At 50.8% G+C, this 21,489-nt stretch carries 19 protein-coding genes; 17 read left to right on the top strand and 2 right to left on the bottom strand.

Annotation, left to right across the window (positions count from 1 at the left end):
• Positions 1-782: 782 nt before the first annotated feature.
• The 3 genes from WFK81_RS04415 (at position 783) to WFK81_RS04405 (ending at position 3,905) form a co-directional block, all read left to right on the top strand.
• Positions 783-1,775: an ABC transporter permease gene (locus tag WFK81_RS04415; RefSeq protein ID WP_336785486.1), complete on the top strand. Its 993-nt coding sequence runs from the start codon at positions 783-785 to the stop codon at positions 1,773-1,775.
• A gap of 164 nt (positions 1,776-1,939) precedes the next feature.
• Entirely contained in the window at positions 1,940-2,908 is a 969-nt protein-coding gene (locus WFK81_RS04410; RefSeq protein WP_336785485.1) for an ABC transporter substrate-binding protein, read from the top strand.
• Between the two features lie 130 nt (positions 2,909-3,038).
• Entirely contained in the window at positions 3,039-3,905 is an 867-nt protein-coding gene (locus tag WFK81_RS04405; RefSeq protein ID WP_336785214.1) for a YitT family protein, read from the top strand.
• Between the two features lie 4 nt (positions 3,906-3,909).
• Here the strand turns inward: WFK81_RS04405 and WFK81_RS04400 are convergent, their stop codons facing one another.
• On the bottom strand, positions 3,910-4,641 hold the full coding sequence (locus WFK81_RS04400) for a glycerophosphodiester phosphodiesterase (RefSeq protein WP_336785213.1): 732 nt from the start codon (positions 4,639-4,641) through the stop codon (positions 3,910-3,912).
• Between the two features lie 171 nt (positions 4,642-4,812).
• Between WFK81_RS04400 and WFK81_RS04395 the strand changes: the two genes are divergently transcribed.
• From WFK81_RS04395 to WFK81_RS04345, 11 genes are all read left to right on the top strand, one after another.
• The gene (locus tag WFK81_RS04395) at positions 4,813-5,151 is read left to right on the top strand and encodes a metal-sensitive transcriptional regulator (RefSeq protein ID WP_336785212.1); all 339 of its coding nucleotides are present in this window, start codon (positions 4,813-4,815) and stop codon (positions 5,149-5,151) included.
• Between the two features lie 20 nt (positions 5,152-5,171).
• Positions 5,172-5,372: a copper ion binding protein gene (locus WFK81_RS04390; RefSeq protein ID WP_132310782.1), complete on the top strand. Its 201-nt coding sequence runs from the start codon at positions 5,172-5,174 to the stop codon at positions 5,370-5,372.
• 182 nt (positions 5,373-5,554) lie between these two features.
• Positions 5,555-6,475 (top strand): hypothetical protein, encoded by a 921-nt coding sequence (locus tag WFK81_RS04385; protein ID WP_336785211.1) that lies wholly within the window; start codon positions 5,555-5,557, stop codon positions 6,473-6,475.
• A 67-nt stretch (positions 6,476-6,542) separates the two neighbouring features.
• Positions 6,543-7,283: a GTP cyclohydrolase II gene (locus WFK81_RS04380; RefSeq protein ID WP_336785210.1), complete on the top strand. Its 741-nt coding sequence runs from the start codon at positions 6,543-6,545 to the stop codon at positions 7,281-7,283.
• A gap of 84 nt (positions 7,284-7,367) precedes the next feature.
• Complete coding sequence (locus tag WFK81_RS04375; protein WP_336785209.1) at positions 7,368-8,738, top strand: AraC family transcriptional regulator; 1,371 nt, start codon at positions 7,368-7,370, stop codon at positions 8,736-8,738.
• 218 nt (positions 8,739-8,956) lie between these two features.
• Positions 8,957-10,483: a response regulator gene (locus WFK81_RS04370; protein ID WP_336785208.1), complete on the top strand. Its 1,527-nt coding sequence runs from the start codon at positions 8,957-8,959 to the stop codon at positions 10,481-10,483.
• A 3-nt stretch (positions 10,484-10,486) separates the two neighbouring features.
• Positions 10,487-12,283, top strand: coding sequence for a sensor histidine kinase (locus WFK81_RS04365; RefSeq protein WP_336785207.1), 1,797 nt, complete (start codon positions 10,487-10,489; stop codon positions 12,281-12,283).
• Between the two features lie 19 nt (positions 12,284-12,302).
• Positions 12,303-13,862, top strand: a complete 1,560-nt coding sequence (locus WFK81_RS04360) for a response regulator transcription factor (protein WP_336785206.1) — start codon at positions 12,303-12,305, stop codon at positions 13,860-13,862.
• A gap of 91 nt (positions 13,863-13,953) precedes the next feature.
• Positions 13,954-15,675 carry an ABC transporter substrate-binding protein gene (locus WFK81_RS04355; RefSeq protein ID WP_336785205.1) on the top strand — a complete coding sequence of 574 codons (1,722 nt, stop codon included), beginning with the start codon at positions 13,954-13,956 and terminating at the stop codon, positions 15,673-15,675.
• A gap of 83 nt (positions 15,676-15,758) precedes the next feature.
• Complete coding sequence (locus WFK81_RS04350; protein ID WP_336785204.1) at positions 15,759-16,721, top strand: ABC transporter permease; 963 nt, start codon at positions 15,759-15,761, stop codon at positions 16,719-16,721.
• Between the two features lie 16 nt (positions 16,722-16,737).
• Positions 16,738-17,640 carry a carbohydrate ABC transporter permease gene (locus WFK81_RS04345; protein ID WP_336785203.1) on the top strand — a complete coding sequence of 301 codons (903 nt, stop codon included), beginning with the start codon at positions 16,738-16,740 and terminating at the stop codon, positions 17,638-17,640.
• A gap of 607 nt (positions 17,641-18,247) precedes the next feature.
• Here the strand turns inward: WFK81_RS04345 and WFK81_RS04340 are convergent.
• On the bottom strand, positions 18,248-18,391 hold the full coding sequence (locus WFK81_RS04340) for a DUF6254 family protein (RefSeq protein WP_164775478.1): 144 nt from the start codon (positions 18,389-18,391) through the stop codon (positions 18,248-18,250).
• Positions 18,392-18,519: 128 nt separating this feature from the next.
• On the opposite strand from WFK81_RS04340, the gene WFK81_RS04335 reads away from it, so the two are divergent.
• From WFK81_RS04335 to WFK81_RS04325, 3 genes are read left to right on the top strand one after another with little or no spacing between them, the layout of a single operon-like run.
• A complete protein-coding gene (locus WFK81_RS04335; protein ID WP_336785202.1) occupies positions 18,520-20,049 on the top strand; it encodes a spore germination protein in 1,530 nt (509 codons plus the stop codon).
• A gap of 26 nt (positions 20,050-20,075) precedes the next feature.
• Positions 20,076-21,254, top strand: coding sequence for a Ger(x)C family spore germination protein (locus WFK81_RS04330; RefSeq protein ID WP_336785201.1), 1,179 nt, complete (start codon positions 20,076-20,078; stop codon positions 21,252-21,254).
• Positions 21,255-21,488 (top strand): hypothetical protein, encoded by a 234-nt coding sequence (locus WFK81_RS04325; RefSeq protein ID WP_336785200.1) that lies wholly within the window; start codon positions 21,255-21,257, stop codon positions 21,486-21,488.
• Position 21,489 lies beyond the last annotated feature (1 nt).

Here is a 21,489-nt window from a genome sequence, read left to right as displayed (position 1 = left end):
GGTAGCAGGCAAAAACCGAGTTACAGGGGCGCTTGCAGCAAGGGGTAACCTCGGATGAGTCAAATAGCAGGAAAAAACCGAGTTACAGGGGCGCTCGCAGCAAGGGGCCACCTCGGATGAGTCAAATAGCAGGAAAAAACCGAGTTACAGAGGCGCAGGGCGCCTAAGTCCAGCTCCGAACGAGGCAAATAAGAGGAAAAAACCGGGTTACAGAGCCGCGAGCACCCAAGTCCAGCTCCGAATGAGGCAAATAAGAGGAAAAAACCGAGTTACAGAGCCGCGAGCACCCAAGTCCAGCTCCGAATGAGGCAAATAAGAGGGAAAAACCGAGTTACAGGGGCGCAAGGGCCTTAGCCTAGCCTCGAACGAGGCAAATAAGAGGGAAAAACCGAGTTACAGAGGCGCAGGCGCCTAAGCCTAGCCTCGAACGAGGTAAATTAGAGGGAAAAACCGAGTTACAGAGGCGCAGGCGCCTAAGTCCAGCCTCGAACGAGGCAAATAAGAGAAAAAAACCGAGTTACAGAGCCGCGAGCACCCAAGTCCAGCTCCGAATGAGGCAAATAAGAGGGAAAAACCGAGTTACAGGGGCGCAAGGGCCTTAGCCTAGCCTCGAACGAGGCAAATAAGAGGAAAAAACCGTGTTACAGGGGTGTGGGCACCCAAGAGCAGCCTCGAACGAGGCAAATAAGAGGAAAAAACCGAGTTACAGAGGCGCGTGACCCGTGAGTCACGCTAGCCTCAAATGAGGAGGTACGTCCATGAAAATGCAGCCAAAAGCCGAAATGGCGCAGCTTGGCGGCAAGCAGACGGCAATTATTCTGAAGCCGGGCGTTCTGCAGCAGGTGCTTGCTTTTGCCAGTCTGATCGTCCTTATTCTCGTATTCACCTTTTCTTCCAGCAACTTTTTTCAATTCTCCAATATCGTGGGGATTTTGCTCTCGACCGCGGTGACCGGCGTCCTGGCGCTGGGCTCTACGTTTGTCATTATAACGGGGGGCATCGATTTGTCGGTCGGAACGGTGATGACCTTAAGCGCGGTAATGACCGGGGTGTTTATCACGTACTGGGGGCTGCCGGTTCCGATCGGCATTATCGGGGGCATCCTGACGGGCGCCGTTTGCGGACTGCTGTCCGGCGTGATGGTCGCGAGGCTCAAGATCCCGCCTTTTATCGCCACCCTTGCCATGATGATGATCGCCAAAGGCCTGGCTCTAGTCATTTCCGGTACGAAGCCGATCTACTTCAACGATCATCCGGTGTTCAGCGAGGTGTCGCAGGGCTCGTTCTTCGACAAGATCATCCCGGGCTTTGCCATCCCGAATGCGGTTGTCATCTTCTTCATCGCCGCGATTATCGGAAGCGTTCTGTTGTCCAAGACGATCGTCGGCCGTTATAACTTTGCCCTAGGCAGCAATGAGGAAGCAACCAGGCTGTCCGGCGTTAACGTGAACTATTGGAAAATCGTCATTTACACCCTCACCGGTGTCTTCACCGGTCTGGCGGGCATTCTGATTGCTTCCCGGCTCAACTCCGCCCAGCCTGCGCTTGGCGCCGGTTATGAGCTTGAGGCTATTGCGGCGGTTGTGATTGGCGGCACCTCTCTTAGCGGAGGGAAGGGTACGATCGTGGGCACGGTTATCGGCGCTCTGATTATGAGCGTGCTGACGAACGGCCTTCGCATTATGTCCGTTCCGCAGGAATGGCAGACCGTAGTGGTCGGCATCGTCATTCTGCTTGCCGTTTATGCGGATATTCTGCGCCGCCGCAAAGCGTAAGTCCGGTTCACGCTGGAAACTCTGGCGCCTTCGCAAGTCCCGCGAGCTCCGGAACCAGAGAATTCTATATAGGATGATTTAATCTATTACCTGTATTAAACAAAACGAAAGTCAAAGGGGAGATTTCGGTGAAAAAGTTTACGGCATTGCTGTTAGTTGCTTTAATGACGGTGGTTACGCTGAGCGCCTGCGGTTCGAATAATTCGGACAGCCCAAGCAAATCCAGCGCGAACAACGGCGGGACCAAGGCAGGCGGAGATAAAAAGATTTATATCCCAATCATCTCGAAGGGCTTCCAGCATCAATTCTGGCAGGCGGTAAAAGCCGGGGCAGAGAAAGCCGCCACGGAATTCAACGTGGAGATTACATTCGAAGGACCGGAGACCGAAGCGCAGGTCGACAAACAGATCGAAATGCTGCAGGCAGCTCTCGACAAAAAGCCTAGCGCGATTGGTTTTGCGGCTCTCGACAGCCAGGCCTCTATTCCGCTCCTGCAAAAAGCGAAGGATGCCGGCATTCCGGTTATCGCCTTCGATTCCGGCGTAGACAGCGATATTCCGATTACAACGGCCTCAACCAATAACGTAGCCGCCGCTGCTCTCGCCGCCGACAAAATGGCGGAGTTAATCGGCGGAGAAGGCGAGGTCGGCGTCATTGTGCATGACCAGACCTCCGTTACCGGCGTTGACCGCCGCGACGGCTTTGTGAACCGGATCAAAGAAAAATATCCGAATATTAAGATTGTCGACATTCAATACGGCGGCGGCGACCATCTGAAATCGACGGACCTGGCGAAAGCGATGATTCAGGCTCATCCGAATATTAAAGGCTTCTTTGGCTCGAACGAAGGCTCTGCCGTTGGCGTGATCAACGCCGTTACCGAGCTGAAGAAGGAAGGCCAAATTACCGTAATCGGCTTCGACTCGGGCAAAGCGCAAATCGACGCGATCAGGAGCGGAGTGATGGCCGGAGCGATTACGCAGAATCCGGTGGGCATTGGTTACGAGACGGTTAAGGCGGCCGTTGAAGCGATTCGCGGGGAGAAGGTAGAGTCCACTATCGACACGGGCTTCTATTACTACGATAAGTCCAATATCGACAGCGACGAAATTAAAGCTGTACTATATGAATAAACAGTAAAATGGTGGAACAAAATAGCAGTCGGGTGTCATAAAAGATGACGCCGGCTGCTATTTTTTTGCCTCATTTTTTGAAAAGACCTGAGGATTGTGTTACCCTAAAAAGAAAAGGCTGGAGGTCACGATGGCAAAAGAGCACAAAAAAATATCAGCATTAGAGATTTTTAAAAGGGCCGTTTTTATCACGATTGGTTCCGTATTAATGGGTGTATCACTGGAATTATTCCTCGTACCAAATGACGTAATCGACGGAGGAATCACCGGTATCTCCATTATGGTATCCGAATTAACCCACTTACCTCTTGGTTTATTCATCTTCATCCTGAACATTCCGTTCCTGTTTATCGGCTTTAAGCAAATCGGCAAAACGTTTGCCATATCCACTCTCTACGGGATCGCCGTTATGTCGATTACCACGCAGCTGCTTCACCACGTGCATGCTTTTACGGAAGAAAAACTGCTTGCCGTCCTGTTCGGCGGGATTATTCTTGGAGCAGGCGTTGGTCTTGTTATCCGGTTCGGCGGTTCCCTCGACGGCACGGAAATTCTAGCGATTCTGGCATCGAAAAAATTCGGCATGCCGGTCGGTCAGATCATCATGATCGTCAACGTTTTTATCTTTATCCTCGCAGGTTTTGTGTTTGAATGGAATTCCGCGATGTATTCGATGGTCACCTACTATCTCGCAACCAAGGTTATGGACATCGTTGTTGAAGGTATTGAGGAATCCAAATCCGTTACGATTATTTCCAGCGCGTACGAAGAAATCGCCGAGACGATTATGACGCGCCTGGGACGTAGCACGACTTATATACAAGCACGCGGCGGTTACTCCAGAGAAGAAACGCAAATGGTTTATTGCGTAGTCAGCCGTCTGGAAGTGGCGAAGCTGAAAGCGATTGTGCATGACATTGATACAAGAGCGTTTATCGCGATTGAAAATGTTGCCGACGTACAAGGCGGCGGCTTTACGAAGAAAAGCATCCACTAACGGATTAAAGCTTGTTTAGCAGAGCAGTGAGCCGTTCCGGGTAATCGGTAATGATCCCCGCGACTCCCGCCTGGATCAGCCGACGCATCTCGGCCGGTTCATTGACTGTAAACACGTTATAGATAATGCCATGCTGGGCGGCTTCCGCAACCCAGTCCGGCAGCACGGCAAAATGCGAGGCATGCAGGGCGGAAGCTCCAATCGACAACGCGTATTTCCACGGACGGTATAAGCCTTCCATGTACAAAATGCCCGTTGGAATTTCAGGCGCGAGCCGCTTGCATTCGATAAGCGAATAATGATTAAAGCTGGAGAGAATCACCTGATCCTGCATTCCGTAAGCACGAACGGTTTCGATTACCTTTTGCTCCATTCCGGGGTAGGGTACGATGCCGTTTTTTAGTTCGATGTTAATGATCGTTCCGGTCTGCTTGGCAAGGTCCAGCAGCTGTTCCAATGTCGGAATCCTTGCATCCTTGAAATTCGGAGACAACCAGCTGCCGGCATCCAGCTTCAGCAGATCATCGGAGGGCATATCCGCGACAAGGGTGTTCACGCCGGTGGTCCGTCTCAGCATCTCATCGTGGATGAGCACCAGCTTGCCGTCCTTGGTCATCTGCACATCGGTTTCAATCCCTGTTGCGCCAAGCTCAATCGCCTTCTCGAATGCGATCATCGTATTCTCCGGATAATTGCCGGAAGCTCCCCGGTGCGCATAATTCACAAGCGTAGTCATAACCGTTCTCCCACTCCCATCTCCATCATAAAATTGAATTGATTTTACTTTACTTCTGATTTGTTTGCGGCATATTAATCTTTATTAGGATTATGCGCAAATTGCGGATTGCATACCCCTAGGGGGTATGATATGATAAGACTATGCCATACCCCCTGGAGGTATTTGAAGATGATTGAACAAGAGAAAACCGAGCATTGCCATTCTAACGAGTCGGAGCAACAAGGCTCAGAGCGGAAGAGCCATCATTCCGATAAAATGAAATCCAACCTCGTATCGCGCTTGAACCGGATTGAAGGTCAAATCCGCGGCGTTAAGGCGATGATCGAGAAGGATACGTATTGCGATGATGTGCTGAATCAGATCGCCGCGGTGCAGTCTGCGCTAAACAGTGTCGGGAAGCTTTTGCTGGAAGGTCATCTGAAAAGCTGCGTGATCGAGCGCATTCAGGCGGGAGAAAGCGAAGTTATTGACGAGCTGCTCGTTACCGTAAATAAATTGATGAAATAAGATCGGGAGGGATTTGTGTTATGGCAAATGTAACGTTAAAGGTTGAAGGCATGTCGTGCGGACATTGCGTAAGCGCGGTCGAGAAGGCCGTTACCGGAGCAGGAGCAAGCGGTACTGTGGATCTGGCTGCAGGCAAAGTAACCGTTCAGTACGATGAGAAAAAGGTATCGCTCGACGCGATTAAGGAAGCGATTGAAGATCAAGGCTACGATGTCGTTTAATCCACTATAGAGAGGCGCTGCCAGCTCCGACGGAGTCAGGCAGCGCCTTTTGTTAGGTTATAGTAGCCCTCAAGCCCCTTATCCACGCGGGATTGGGGGCTTATTGCTGCTTCCATAGGTGATTAGCCAATACCGGCTATGGGTATATTGTTAGGGATAAATGGAAGGAGCGAATGCAGCATATGAAGCATAGACGTCATCGAAAAAATCGAAACCGCACTCTGCATATCGGACTTATGGCCGTTCTTTTATCGGCTGCCTATACATCCAGCCAAACGGGTTGGGCGGCTTCCGGTTCTGCCGCCGCAGCAACGGCTTCCGCATCAGGGGCAGCCTTCAGCCAAGCCGGCACTCGGCTAACGGACGGCACCGGTCATGAGCATCACCATGCTCAGGAAGAAGGGCATAAGCAGAGTACCACCGTACAGTGGAGCTTCATGCCGAAGCAGCCTGCGGCAGGCAACAATACAACCATTCAACTAAACTTCACGGATGCGAACGGCCGTCCGGTTCAAAGCTTTGCCCTGAACCATGAGAGGGAGATTCATCTGATAGCGGTTAGCAGCGATCTGAGCGAATTTCAGCATCTTCATCCGGTTGATGAAGGGCAAGGACATTTTACGGTCGATACCGTTTTTCCGAAAGGCGGAGCATATAAGCTCTTTGCGGATTTTGTCCCGGTTGGGAAAAGCCATCAGGTTGCTCAATCGGAGGTGACGGTTGGCGGCGAAGCAGCCGCAGCCGAGTCTCTTGCGCCGGACAAGAAGCTTGTTCAGACGGCAGAAAATACCGTTGTATCGCTGCAAACCGGAGAGCTGCAAGCGGGTAAAGAGACATCCCTCGCCTTCTCCTTCAAGGATGCGGCAACAGGCAAACCGGCGCAGGATATGGAGCCTTACCTCGGCGCGGCGGGACATGTCGTCATCATCAGCTCGGATCTCCGGCATTATTTGCATGTCCATCCGAAGGAAGGGCAGACGGCCGGACCGGAAGCTTTATTCGAGACGGCGTTTCCTGCTCCGGGCATTTATAAACTATGGGGCCAATTCCAGCGCCACGGCGATATTTTTACCGCTTCATTCACGATTAAAGTCGGCGAATAAGCATAGCTGCCGCTGTCCTTGCGCAACCTAGGTCAATAATGGAAGCGAAGGGATGGTCTAAAGAACCATGAATGAGAAGGTTATTTCGATTCTCGAAGGAAAAATCCGGCATATCGACAGCGAGGACGGGGAGATTTATTTGGTTGGGCCGATCAAGCTGCCGGTTAATCTGGATGACCAAACGGCAATTTTTCATTGGTATTGCTGGCTGCTCTGCAAGGAAGAGACAGACAAGCTCGAGGATATTATACATAAGCTGTCCGGCGCCAATCTCGCGGAGATGCAGCAGTCCAGCGTGCTTGTCTACGGCGATTTCGAGCATGCGGACGAGGCGTTTATCCGGATGCACAGCATCTGCCATACGGGCGATATATTCGGCAGCAAGCGTTGCGACTGCGGCTACCAGCTGCATCAGTCGATGAAGATGATTGTGGCGCATGGGACGGGAGCGCTTTTTTACCTCGCGAATCATGAAGGGCGCGGCATCGGGCTGTTCAGCAAAGCGATGGCTTATTTGCTTCAGGAGCAGGGCTACGACACGGTTGAGGCGAACCTTAACCTCGGTTTTGTGGATGATGCCCGCAATTACGGCGACGCCATCCGGGTACTGCGCTCCATACGGCCGAAAGACAAGCCGGTTACCTTGATTACGAACAACCCGCGCAAGCTGGATGCGCTGCGCAATGCCGGGCTTGATGTCGCCGACCGGATTCCTCTCTGGGGAGATGTGTCGGAGTATAACGAGAAATATTTGCAGACGAAGATCAACCGTTCGGGCCATCTCGTCAGCGGTTGTCCGGAGCAGTAGCGGCATGCCATATAATGACTACGTCCCATCTCTATAATTCCTGTGATATAATTCAAGAAAAAGCGCAGGAAGCGGTGAGGTCGCGTGACTTGGCAGACGAATCGGGACGGTGAAGTGCCGGAAGTCATTCATGAAATCATACTTGAAAGCTTTCGGCTTGCCTTTCAGCTGTTGGGCACGCATTGGCGCACCGTCGGAAAAGGCTGGTCTTACAAGGAGCATCAGCATCCGCTGCTGGAGCTGAATATTGTGCTCCAGGGGACCCAGTTAACCGTGTTGGCCGGCGAGGAATATATCCAACAGGCCGGGGATTTGCTGCTCATCCGGCCGGATGAGGTTCATCAGAGCCGCAACGCGTCCGATGAACCGATGACCTATTTTTCGATGCATCTGGATGTGGACGACCCGGATTTGTTTGGCTTGCTGGGCCGAATTGAGCAGCATCTGTTCCGGGCGGAATCGCCGACCGTGCAGCAGTTGATGCCTCATATTGAAGAACTAATGGAGCTCTGCTCGGCGGAACCGGAAAATGATCTCGTTAGGCGGCTGGGTATCCGGGTGAAGGTCATGCAGATATTGCTGATTCTAACAATGGAGGCCAGAAGCCTGACGCAGCCCCATACGGGAAATGCCGGTAAGCCGCAGGGCGAGTCATCGGTTCCCTTATTGCGCTATCGCGAGCAGAGCTCCCTGGAGAAGAAGGTTCAGACCTTGTTCTCCGAGCCGTACATGCGCGATGTCCAGAGGGATGAGGCAACGCTGCCTTCCTTCCGCTGGGCCGGAGTCTTTACGTTTCAGATGGAGGACAAGCCGTTCTGGCAGTCGACGGACCGTTTCTGGATGAAGGAACAGCTGACAGAGAATATGAAGGAGCTTGGGACGGTTGTTGTTATCGATGATCCTCCCTTTATGAATGCTGCCGTCTTGACCTCGAAGCATGCGGTTCCTAATATGGAAGAGATTGTGCTGAAGAAAAAAAGAGAGCTTGAAGAGCGGCTGGGCATCCCGATCAAGCTGGGGTTTGGCGGGATTACCGCGGCGGTGTCGGAGCTTCGTTCCCTGTACCTGAATAGTCTCCGTCAGCTGGGGCATGCGGAGGAAACGGATGAGAAGCTGCTCCGTTATGAATTCGTGAGCCGCATTATCCGCTCGGCGATGCAAATTATGGAGACGGAGTACGGCGATAAGGGGCTGACTCTTGGTACGCTGGCGAAGCGGCTTGGCGTTACGCCCAATTATTTAAGCAATCAGTTCAGCTCGCAAACAGGCGATACGTTTACGCATCACTTGACAAGCATTAGGATTCGCCAGGCCATTCGGCTTATGAGGGAGACAAATCTGAAAATTTATCAGGTGGGGGAGCAGGTCGGGTATACCGATCACGCCTACTTCAGCCGGTTATTCAAAATGACCGTGGGGGTAAGTCCCGCCAAATACCGTCTGTCCGAGCAGTAAAATGAGCGGTATGAGTTGTAGGTATGAAACGGCCACGGCAGTCCCCGGGTAACCGGGGGTTGATGTATTTTTTTAAATAACCATTCGTAAACGCTTACATTTTATCTTAAAATAATCCAATAAATCTTAACTTTTTAACATTGCTGATGATTTAAGCCTATGTGACACTGAGTTTAGGTATTGACGACGAAGACAAACGTCTGAAAGGTGGTGCTCGCATGTACAACGTACTTGTTGTAGATGATGAACCGTTTATGCTGGAGGGCTGGAGGACCATGGTGGATTGGGAAGCGCATGGGTTCCGGCTTTGCTGGGCGGTTTCGGACGGCAGGGAAGCGCTCGAGGTTATGGAACGGGTAGTGCCGGATCTTGTATTTACCGATCTGCAGATGCCCGTTATGGATGGACTTGAGCTCATCCGGCAAATGAAGCAAAGTCAAGGGCTGAAGGATATAAAAACGGTGATCGTGAGCGGGTATTCGCGGTTTGATGCCGCGCAGTTTGCGATCCGCCATCAGATTGAGCAGTACTTGTTAAAGCCGCTTATCGAAGAAGAGATACACGAGCTGCTGGATTCGCTTCGGTTAGACCTGGATCAACGTAACAGCATGTTGGCATCGGCGAGCGAATCGTTATCCGTCGTATTTGCCAGAGCGCTGCAGGAGGAGAACGAGGAGGCGCGGACAGCCTTGCTGTCTCATCTGGGCTGCGTGCCGGAGGCGCCGGGAAGACTGATTGTTCTGGACGGAGCGGGCGGGAAGCCTGGGCCGGCTATTGAAGAAGTGGAAGCTGTATTGACAGGACTACCGGCTGGCTGCGGTTGTATGGAGGAGCCATCGGGTTCAATCGGACTGCTGGTGTGGTCCCGGCAGCAGGATGCCCTGGAAGAGGGACTCGATTCGGGCGTTAAGCGGATTGTAGAGAGACTTTCCGGCCAGTGGCCTTCTTGCGCGATCTATGTTAGCGGGGAAACGCAGGGCTGGCGGCAGCTAAGGCAGCTGTATACGCAGCTCCAGGAACTTCGGTGCATGGGCTTGTGCAAGGGACGGGCGGGGGTCTTTTGGCATGAACACAAGCATGAGCAGACGCATTGGCGGTGGGAGGATGCGGCGAGCCGGGCGGAGGCTTTATTGGCGGCGGTAGAGCGTAACAATGTTACCGCGATAGAACAGGCTGCCGGCGCACTCGTTGAGTTTATTGAAGGAACCCATAAACCGGCAAGCAGCTTGACGGCCTGTCTCTCTTATCTGCAAGGCGGGCTGCTTCGCGCTTATCATAAAGCCGGCGGGGATCCGGTCAATCCGCCGGAATGGATTTTGCCCCAAAACGGTCTGCACGTGAATGTAAGGGAACAGTTGTCGGCAGCGTGCCTGCAGGCAGCCGGGCAGATCGAGGAGCTGAACGGCAAGAGGCCGGAAGGGCGGCTTCAAGAGGCCGTTGCGTATGTAACCGCCCACTACCGGGAGAAGCTGCAGCTGAAGGAACTCTCGGAGCTGTTCCGTCTGAATCCCGTCTATCTGGGCCAGCAGTTCAAGCGGGTGACCGGTTATTGCTTTAACGACTATATGCATCTTCTGCGGATTAAGGAAGCGAAGAAGCTGCTGCTTCGCACCGATTTGAAGGTTTCCACAATCGCAAACGAGCTTGGCTATCACAGCACGGAATACTTCGGCTCCGTCTTCAAGTCCCTAACGAAAGTATCGCCTTCCGCTTACAAATCGAATCAAAAAGGGGATTGTCTTTGAGTGATGAATAAGCTGTTTTCCAATAAAATCAACGATATTCCCCTAAATCTGAAGTTTCTAATGATTTACGTGTTATGCATCCTCATCCCCATTATCGGAATCAACGTTTTTTTCTACCAGCAGAACTCGGACAATATCAAGATTCGCGAGCAGGAGAACCTTCGCAAATCGATGGACCGGGCCGCAGCGGAGCTGCACAGCATGATTGACGAGAGCGTTGCGGTCAGCCATTCCATTGAAGGCGACGATTCTCTGAACGAAGTACTCGACAAAACCTATGACAGCCCTGTCTCCTCTTATGAAAGCTATGACAGCGTGCTTCGCAATAAATTGAAACGCTATATGCCGGTTTATCCGAACATTCTTGAAATCCGCATTTATACGTATAACCGTTCCATCCAGACCGGAAGCAATTATTTTGTCATTAACGCAGCCGTAGAGAAGAGTCCTTGGCTGGAGCCGATATTAAAGCAGCCCGGCCATGCTTTTCGAGTTGTTGCTTATACGGAAGCATCCGGAACAACGGGCCCAACCAAAAAAATGAGCGTTATCAGCGATATGGACCAGGGCTTCAGCATTGTAAAACCTCAATACCGGAAGTTCCTTCGGATCGACTTGAACGTGGACAAAATCTACGATATTTTGAGCAGGGAAAGCGACAGTCTGCAGCTCGAGCTGGTAAACGAGCAGAATCAGGTTGTGGCGGAAACGGGTGGCCGCAGCAAGCCGGTTTATGATGCCGATATGTCGGATTGGGAAACGGGGAACGTTTTTGTATCGAACCTCGGCACGGTCAGTTACGTGCAAGGATGGAAATTGATAGGCAGGGCTAACAATGAACGGATTACAATTCTACTGGATGAGGCGCGACGCTCCATCCTTTGGCTTGCGGTGATAAGCACGCTTATCCCTTCGCTGTTAATATTCGTTATGCTCCGTTCTTACCATTATCGGATCAAGAAGTTAGCCCGCCATATGGACCGCGTGCGCAACGAGCGGTTTGATCAGGTTACTCTCCCGGAAGGAAAAGACGAGATTGGCGGACTTATTAACACCTACAATATGATGACCAGGAAGATCAATACGCTGATTAACGACGTCTACAAACTCGAGATTCATCAGAAGAGCCTGGAGGTCGAGCGGGTGCGGATGGAGATGAATATGCTTCAGAGCCAGATGAATCCGCATTTCCTGTTCAATACCCTAAATGCTCTTCTTGTTGTGGCGACGAAAAACGGTTACAAGGATGTGACCGAAATTATAAAAAGCCTGTCGCTTCTTCTCCGGAGGCTGCTCCGGCGGGCAGACGATCTGGTACCGCTGAAGGAGGAGCTGCAGTTCACCCTGATGTACCTGCAGATTGAGAAATTCCGTTTCGGCGACCGGTTTGATTACATCGTTGATATCGATCCGCTTGCCAATGACGTCCGGGTACCGATCATGAGTATTCAGCCGCTGGCGGAGAATGCCTGCAAGCATGGGCTGCAGGCGATTAAAGGCGGAGGAGTCGTCAGAATCGAGGCACGCATGTCCGAACGGGGGTTAACGGTTTCCGTAACCGATAACGGAATCGGCATGGAGCAGGAGGCACTGGACCGGATTCAACAGGCGGTTCGTTCGGAGCAGGCGATGGAGGGGCATGTCGGTCTGCGCAACGTGTACCGCAGGCTGGAGCTTTTTTACCATGAAAGCGTACAGTTCCGGATGATGAACGGCCCCGAGGGCGGGTTGACCGTGAGCTATCAAATTCCGCTCCAGCAGCTTGAGCATAACCAGACGAGGCCGGGTGCGGCTTCTTAAAATAGAAGGGAGGAGCAGCATGTATCGTGTCCTGCTTGTTGATGATGAGCCATTTGCCATAGAAGGCCTTCAATTATTGATCGATTGGAAGAAGAACGGATTTGAGGTGGAATCGGTCTGCGGCGACGGCGAGGAGGCAGCCCGTCTGATCCGGGAATCCAAGCCCGATTTGGTCGTTACGGATATTCGCATGCCGATCATGGACGGATTGGAGCTTATTTCTCAGATGAGGCAGGAAGGCCATAAACAGACTAAATTTGTCGTTATGAGCGGCTACAGCGATTTCGAATACGCTAGACGCGCTCTTCAGCTTGGCGTCTCGCATTATTTGACCAAGCCGATCATGAGCGATGAAGCCGATGAAGTGCTGGAATGTTTAAACAAAGTGTTAGAGGAAGAGAACCGGAAACAGAAGGCTGCCCGCTATTCGGAGCGCTGCGCGCAGCGCCGGGCCTTGAGCGCTTTGATCCGAGGCGAAGAACTGTCTGATGCGGATCAAGCCGCTATTAACCGTATTTCCATTGAAGCTGGCGGATGGGCATATGTTCGTGTTGAACTGGACGGAACGGAGCTAGCTTCTGCAGTGGATGCGGTTGAGGAAATGATTGAGAAGGGGCACGGTGAAGCAGGATTCCGGGGCTGTATCCTGAATCAGGAGTTGACCTCCTTCGGGGTGGCTTGCATCCTTCGGGACGATACCAAACCGGCTATGCGGGATGCGGCTGAGCTTGTCTACAAACGGATCCAAAAATCGGTCAAGGGAAGCTTCAGCATGGTTGTCGGCAGTTTGGTGAAGGCAGCGGAGGAGCTTGACAGCTCGCACCGGCATGCGGAGGAAGCGGGGACGTATCTCTTTTATGACCGAAGAGAGAGACCGCTTTATTACGATGAGATTAAGGAGCAGACCTTCGGCTATGATTCGCATATGTGGGAAGCGGCTGAAAAAATCATCGAAGCCGTCGAAACCAATGACGGGCAGCGGATTATCGAACGTCTGCAGCAGATTTTTGATCATTTCGCCGCTCAGAGAACGATGCCCTCCTTGATCTCGGCATTCTCTACCCATATTATGATGCAATGCTCCGCCATCTACAAAGAGCTTGGCGGAGATGCGGACCAGCTGCTCGAACGGACAGGGTATCCGCTTGCGGGGGTTAACGAGCATTCTTTGTTGAAGCTGCATGCTTTTTTACTGAGCTTTTGCCTATTATGCCGGGAAGAGCTGTCAAAGCTAAGAATCCGGCAGCAGGGCGGAACGATTGCCAAGGTCGAGGAATATTTGCGTCAGCACTACCGCGAATCCGTTACGGTGAAGGAAATCGCGGAAATTTTTTATATGAACCCGGTCTATCTGGGGCAGGCCTTCTCGCGAAAATACGGCGTCAGCATTCATGAATATATGCATGATCTAAGGATGAACGAGGCGAAAGAGCTGCTTCATAATAAGGATATTTCGGGGGCCGCGCTGGCCGAAGGACTAGGCTATTGCAGCTATCAGCACTTCCTGAAGCAGTTTGAGAAGCGTTACGGCATGAAGCTCGCCGAGTATAAAAAAACAATAACGCACCTTAAATCATAGGGGGATAATGCTTAACTCTGATTATGATGTAAACGCATTCAAATGCTTCATAATGAAGAGGTAAGAACACAATCCGTAGGAGGAGAAGCAAATGGGGGTTAAAGCAAAAAAGCCGTTATTGACAACTATGGCAGTCGCGGTTGCCTTGAGTTTAACGGTAGCAGCGTGCAGTAACGGCAATAACGGTGGCAAAAATAGTAACAGCGACGCGTCCACTGCGCCAACTGCATCTGCGAACGCAGGCAATTCGGGCACTAATGCATCGGATGAGGCATTGAAGCCAATTGAGATCTCCGCTTTTATCGGGGCTCCTGGTCAATCGCCAACACCGGACAACAAGCTGTTCAAAAAAATTAAAGACGATCTGGGCATTACGTTTAAGACGGAATTCCTGGTAGGCGATCTGGAGCAAAAGCTTGGTGTTATGATTGCCGGCGGCGACTATCCTGACCTCATTACCGCAAATCCAAAGCTTGTAACGGCGGGTGCAGTAATTCCGCTCGAAGATCTGATTGAGAAATATGCACCAAAGCTGAAGGAACACTACGCGAAATACTGGAACCGGATGAAGGATCCGTCTGACGGTCACATCTACTGGCTGCCGAACTACGGCGCATATCAAGGGAACGTAAACGAGACTTACTACAGCGGCCCTGCCTTCTGGATTCAGAAAGCGGTATTGAAGGAGTTCGGTTATCCTAAACTTCAAACCCTTGACGATTACATGAAGCTGATCCGCGATTATCAGGCGAAATATCCGGAAATCGACGGTCAGAAAACAATCGGCTTTACGACACTTGCGTCCGACTGGCGGACATTTGGACTGCTGAATGCGCCTGAGCATTTGACAGGACATCCGAATGACGGCGGCGTTGTCGTAGACAACGGCGTAGCAAGCGTTTTCGCGACACAGGATATTTCGAAACGTTATTACAAAGAATTGAACGGCCTGTACAATGAAGGGCTGATGGATAAAGAAGCTTTCACGCAAAACTATGACCAGTATCTGGCGAAGCTGACTCAAGGCAATGTCCTTGGCATGTTCGACCAGCACTGGAACTTCCAAACCGCGGAAGATTCCCTGAATACGCAAGGCAAATCCGACCGCACTTATGTAGGCTTCCCGCTTGTTTATGACACAAGCATTAAGGACTACTACCGCGACCGCGCCGTTATCAACTTGAACAACGGCTTTGGTATTTCGGTTGACGCTAAGGATCCGAAGCGTATTATTCAAGCGCTTGAGCAGCTGATGGACGAGAAATACCAGAAGATGTTCACTTGGGGCGAAGAAGGCGTTGACTATCAAGTAGGCCCAGACGGCAAATACACCAGAACGCCTGAGCAACGCAAAAACTATGAAGACCCGGCTTGGAAGCTTGCAAACCTGGGAGACGGCATTTTCGGATACCTGCCTAAGCTTGAAGGCACGCTGAGCGACGGCAATGCAACAACGCCAGGCGGAGATCCGCAAGAGTTCTATGACAGCTTGAAGGATGTCGACAAAGAAGTTCTGAATGCATACGGCCACAAAACTTGGACAGAGTTCTTCACGCAGCCGCCGGATAACCCGGTTTACTACCCAGCTTGGCAGATCGACCTGATTGACGGCTCCGATGCCTCGATTGCCAACAAGAAAATGACGGATGCTTCGCTGAAGTTCCTGCCTAGAGCGATTATGTCGAAACCGGATCAATTCGATAAAGTATGGCAGGACTACGTAGACGAGTATAAGAAAATTAACGTAAAAGCCTACGAGGACCGCATTAACGAACAAATTCAATGGCGTATTAAAAATTGGAGCACCAATTAATGTAAGGCAGCAGAAAGCGGAAGGGATGAAGCAGACTGCCTCAGCCCTTCCGCTTTATCTTTGGAGCGGAGGAAGGAAGAGAGATGGCGAAACCCGTAGATACAATAGCTGTAGAGGCTGCTGTCCAGCCTAAGAAGGCCCGCAAATCCAGGCGGTTCAAAAACCAGGGTCAGCTTATGTGGATGTCGCTGCCCGTACTCATTTATGTCATGCTCTTCTCGTATTATCCGATTTGGGGCTGGACAATGGCTTTCCAGAACTACCGGCCGGCTAAATCTTTTGGCCAGCAAGAGTGGGTTGGTTTAAAGCAATTTAAATTCTTGTTTACCGATGACGGCTTTTTGCGCGTTCTGCGCAATACGATTGGCATGAGTGCCATTAATATGGTGTTGGGCTTCGTAACGGCAATTATTTTCGCGATTTTGTTAAATGAAGTGAAGAACAAACTATTTAAGCGTTCAATTCAAACGATTTCGTATTTGCCGCACTTTCTATCGTGGATTATTGTAACAGGGATTGTTGCAACTTCGCTTTCCGTAGACGGCGGTATCGTCAATGTGGTATTGATGAAGCTTGGGTTTATTCGCGAGCCTATCATGTGGCTTAGCGAGCCTAAATATTTCTGGGGCATTGTTGGCGCATCGCATGTATGGAAAGAAGTCGGTTGGAATGCAATCATCTATTTGGCGGCGATTACTTCGATTGATCCATCCCTGTATGAGGCGGCGGAGATTGACGGAGCTAACCGTTACCATAAGATGTGGTATATAACGCTGCCGGGCATTAAGTCCATCGTTATTATTTTGCTCATCATGAACCTGGGCTGGATTCTGGAAGCGGGCTTTGAAGTGCAATATTTGCTTGGCAATGGCGTTGTTGTCGACTGGTCGGAGACAATAGATATCTTCGTTCTGAAATATGGCCTCAAGCAAGGCAACTATTCGCTTGCAACCGCGGCGGGTATATTTAAAACGGTTGTCAGCATCACGCTTATCTACGCCGCCAATACGATAGCGAAGCGGTTCGGCGAAGAAAGGCTTATTTGATAAGGAGGGGATCACGATGAAAAAAAGAACAGTCCAGCTTGAGCCAGCGATCTTTGGTACAGTCAATGCCATCATTATGATATTGCTGGCCGTAGTTACGCTCTACCCCTTCTTGAATACGCTTGCCGTATCCTTTAATGCGGGGCTTGATACGATCCGGGGCGGTATTTATGTTTGGCCGAGGGAATGGACGCTTCAGAATTATAAAGCGGTATTTATTACGGGCACCGTGTTTAATGCCTTTTATATCTCGATAGCGCGTACCGTTCTGGCAACCGTGCTCAGCTTGTTCCTTACGACGATGCTGGCTTATACGGTCAGCCGGAAGGAATATGCTTTCCGTAAGGCTATAACGATTATTATCGTATTGACGATGTACTTTAACGCGGGTCTGATCCCGTATTACTTCCTGATCAAGGACCTTCATCTGCTCAATAACTTCCTGGTATACATCGTGCCGGGACTGGTCAGCGCATTTAATATGATTGTAATCCGTACCTATATCGGGACGCTGTCGGAGAGCCTTATCGAATCGGCAAAAGTAGACGGGGCGGGGGATTTCCGTATCTTCTTGCAGGTCATTCTACCGTTATGCCAACCGGTGCTTGCGACAGTCGCTTTGTTCGTCGCGGTAGGACAGTGGAACTCCTGGTTCGACACGTTCCTGTTCACCTCCTCGAAGCAGGATCTAAGCACGCTTCAATACGAATTGATGAAGCTGCTCTCATCGGCGATGAACTCGAATAGCAATCCGGCTCTGCAAAACGGCGGCGATGCAAGCGCGGCAAAAGCGATGGTTACGCCTCTTTCGATTCGCGCTGCCATTACAATCGTCGCATCCTTGCCAATTCTCGTAGTCTATCCGTTCCTGCAGAAATATTTCGTTGTCGGCATGCAGCTCGGCGGCGTAAAAGAATAGCGGCACGACAAAAAGACCACCCTAAGATCTTAAGGGGTGGTCTTTTTGTCGTGGTTAAGAGGCGACTGCGCATTCGTTTGTTTAAAGAGGCGACCTACGCATTCGAATGTTCTTCCGATCGCCATTGCTCGAGGATTCCTTGAATCAACGGTAAGGTTGGAATCCTCGAGCAAAAGCGAACGCTTAAAGCTTTCTGAAAGAAAGCTGCTTCGGAAGCATACGCTAGCTTCTACAGAATCATTCGAATTGCTCCGTCTGCCCTTTAACCACTTGTGTTAATAAAAGGGAAAGCTCAGTTACAAGCTTACTGAGCTTATATAACGGTGTTTGTAAGGCTGAATTTCAGCCTTTCGCTAATAAGTTCGGCAGTCAGGGTAAGCTGACTGCCGAAACGTCCCCCAAAAAAAGAAAAGGTGAGGGAGCGCAGCGGAAATAACGTACTGGAGAAACGAAGTGTGCGCCTTTGCCCCCGAATTTCATCCGCAATAAGCGGATTATAATCGAAGAAATTCGGGGGCAACAGCGATCGGAAGGACGTTATTTCCGCGCAGCGGCTGTATACCTTCATCCCAACTGTATTTCACCAAGCTGCGCAGCGAGCTCACCTTTAGTAAATCTCTACATCATTAGGATTAGTCCGGCCAACTTCCTTGCTCAACTCATCGAATGATTTCACTTTGCCATGCGTTGGATGCTGCGTATGCTTACGCTGCTTCCATGCGTTCTCGCGGCGGTTTTTTGGCGATGTCATGGTCATTCCCTCCCTTCATAAGCAATAGGTTGGCGCTTTGGACGCCGAATCATGCAGGACAGAACGCTCATCATAATTTAGGCGATTTAGGAAATGATAACCGGTATTAATGAACGGTGGTGACAACAGTGCCAACGAAAACAAAGGTCAGAAGCTTGCCCGAAGGAAAATTGGATCATCACGCTATTGATCAATTTAAGGATGTTCCCATTCGGCCTTCGATTGAAGAGAACAACAAAATCATGGAGGAGCTCTTCAAGGACAGCTCGGATATGGTGCTACGCCAGTTTGAGATCGAGAGGGGTCCCAAGGCGATGCTCTGCTATGTCGACGGGATGGTAACAACAAGCGCCGTTGATGATGCAATGAAGGCGCTAATGATCCTCGAAGGCGGCGAATTTACCATTGACCTCATAACCGAGCATACGCTTCCGGTTGTCCAGGCTTCCAAGATCCAGTTCTATAAAGAACTGCTGACGAACCTGCTGTCCGGGGACAGCGTGCTGTTCGTTGACGGGCAGGATAAAGCGGTCTGCCTTGGCCTTCGGGGCGGGATACGCCGCAGCGTAGCCGAGCCGGAGACGGAAACAGTCGTTCGCGGCCCTCGCGAAGGCTTTAACGAGCATCTTCGTACGAATACGTCGCTTGTGCGGAGCAAAATCAAGTCGCCGCGGCTGAAGATGAAGTCCTTCGTCATCGGGACCGAGACGAATACGAATGTGATCCTTACTTATATGGCCGGCATTGCAAATCCAAAGCTGCTGGATGAAGTAGAGGACCGCTTAAGCCGGATTCATATCGACGGCATATTGGAAAGCGGTTATATTGAAGAGTTTATTCAGGACCAGGGTTTTTCCCCGTTTCCGCAAGTGCAAACAACGGAGCGCCCCGATACGGTAGCAGCGGCTCTTCTTGAAGGCCGGGTTGCCATACTAGTCGACGGCACGCCGTTTGCCTTAATTGCTCCGTTTGGCTTCTGGCAGTGGCTGCACGCAAGCGAGGACTATTATGAGCGCTTTATGGTGGGAACTTTATTACGTTGGCTAAGACTTTTCAGCCTGTTCTTCGCTTTGTTTTCCCCGGCATTGTATATCGCGGTTTCTACCTATCATCCGGAGATGATCCCTACGAGTCTGCTGCTTAGCATAGCGGCCTCGCGCGAAGCGATACCTTTCCCGGCCGTCGTAGAGGCGTTAATTATGGAGCTCTCCTTCGAGGCGTTAAGGGAAGCGGGCGTCCGGCTGCCTCGGATTGTTGGTCAGGCCGTCAGTATCCTGGGAGCGCTTGTAGTCGGTCAGGCAGCGGTTCAGGCAGGTATCGTATCGGCAGCAATGGTTATTGTCGTATCGATGACAGGTATCGCTTCCTTTACATTACCCCGTTACAATGCGGCGATTGCGATCCGGATGCTCCGCTTTCCGATTATGCTGCTCGCTTCAATCTTTGGCTTGCTTGGCATTATGATTGCGGCGATGGTTGTTGTTGGTCATTTGGCGAAGCTTTCGACATTTGGCGTTCCTTACCTGGCCCCTGTAACGCCGATTGATACGTCCGATATGAAAGATATCATGGTGCGCGCCCCATGGTGGAAGATGCGGAAGCGTCCGAAATATTTGAATCCCGAAAATCTTCAACGCCAGCGTCCGCAGCCTGAATAAGCAGGAGAGGAGTGTCCTATACCCGTATGATAATAATCCTATTATGGCGTGCGGTTTCCATAAGCGTGTGTGTAGGTATGCTCCTCACGCTGACGGGCTGCTGGGATCGCCGTGAAATTAACGACGTAGCTTTTGTATTGGCCAGTGCCATTGATAAAGAAGATGATCATTTCAGGGTTAGCGTGCTTATACCACTCCCTGGCAACATGGGAAGCACTGCAGGCGGAGGAGGAGGCTCCGGCGGGCAAAAACCGTATGCCATTAAGACCGAGACAGGGAAAACGGTCCGTGAAGCGGTCTCCAAGATGCAATTCCGTCTGCCAAGACATCTGTTCTTTGGACATCGGCGTGTCATCATTATTGGTGAGGAGCTGGCAAGGACAGAAGGGGTAGAATCGGTTATTGATGCCTTGACCCGCACGCCGGAAAATCGGCTAACCGCCTTTATAGCGATAACGAAAGGTAAAGCCATGGATGTACTAAATGCCGATACGCGTCTTGAACGCTTCTCTGCGGAATCCATGAGGGAACTTCTTCAATCCGAGGCAAGCGTGAGGATTACCGTGAAGGACATTGTCACCAAAATTATCGTAACTGGGGAAGATGCCTTTTTCCCTTACATCGAGAAAGTAAAGACCAGAATTAAAGGCTCTGAAGCAGAGGATGTTCTGATCGAAGGCTTTGTTTTGACGGATGACGGCAAAATGACAGGGATAGCAAAAGGAAGCGCGGCTATCGGCCTCCGGCTGCTGAATCAACAATTCCGTAAATACGATGAGACCTTTAATGACCAGGGAAATTACATTACTGTTTCCATCAACGAAGCCCGAGTCAGCATCAAACCGATTATTCAGAACGGCAATCTAACCTTTCGGATTCATTCGAAGGTGAAAGCCAGCGTCAATGAAGATAGGAACATGAACAGAAATTATGACGATTATGAGCAACGGAAGCAGATTGAGCGAATGGTTACCAATCGGGCAATAGAGGACATTAAGCTCGCCCTTGAAAGTATGCAGCGTTCAAATTGCGATGCCGTAGGATTCGGACTTCACGTGTACCGCGAGTACCCTCAGACTTGGACCAAGCAGTACCGCAAGGATTGGAAAAAGATTTTCCCTCAAGTCAAGTTTGAGGTCACCGCCGATGCAAACCTGTTCAGATTTGGGATGACCAGCGAGAATCTGGGAAGGAAGGATCAGTAGATGGATTTGGGGTTTATTGTCTTTGTGATTGTTCTGTTGATCGGCTCGGCTACGGTGAAATGGAAGAACATGAAAAACGGAGGAAGCAAAGCGATGTTTTTTACGGTGGTGGGCATCATCGCTGTATTAATCGCATTTTGCGTCAATAAAAAAATCTACTCCATTATGAACATTACCTTCATGCGGGCAATGGTTATGGGCATTTATGTTCTGATGAGGGGGCAGGGGGTCTAGA

The organism is Paenibacillus sp. MMO-177, assembly GCF_037147795.1.
In the GTDB taxonomy this organism is placed as follows: Bacteria; Bacillota; Bacilli; order Paenibacillales; family Paenibacillaceae; genus Pristimantibacillus.
The sequence above is the reverse complement of the archived record's forward strand: the minus strand, read 5'-3'. Positions and strand labels throughout refer to the sequence as shown.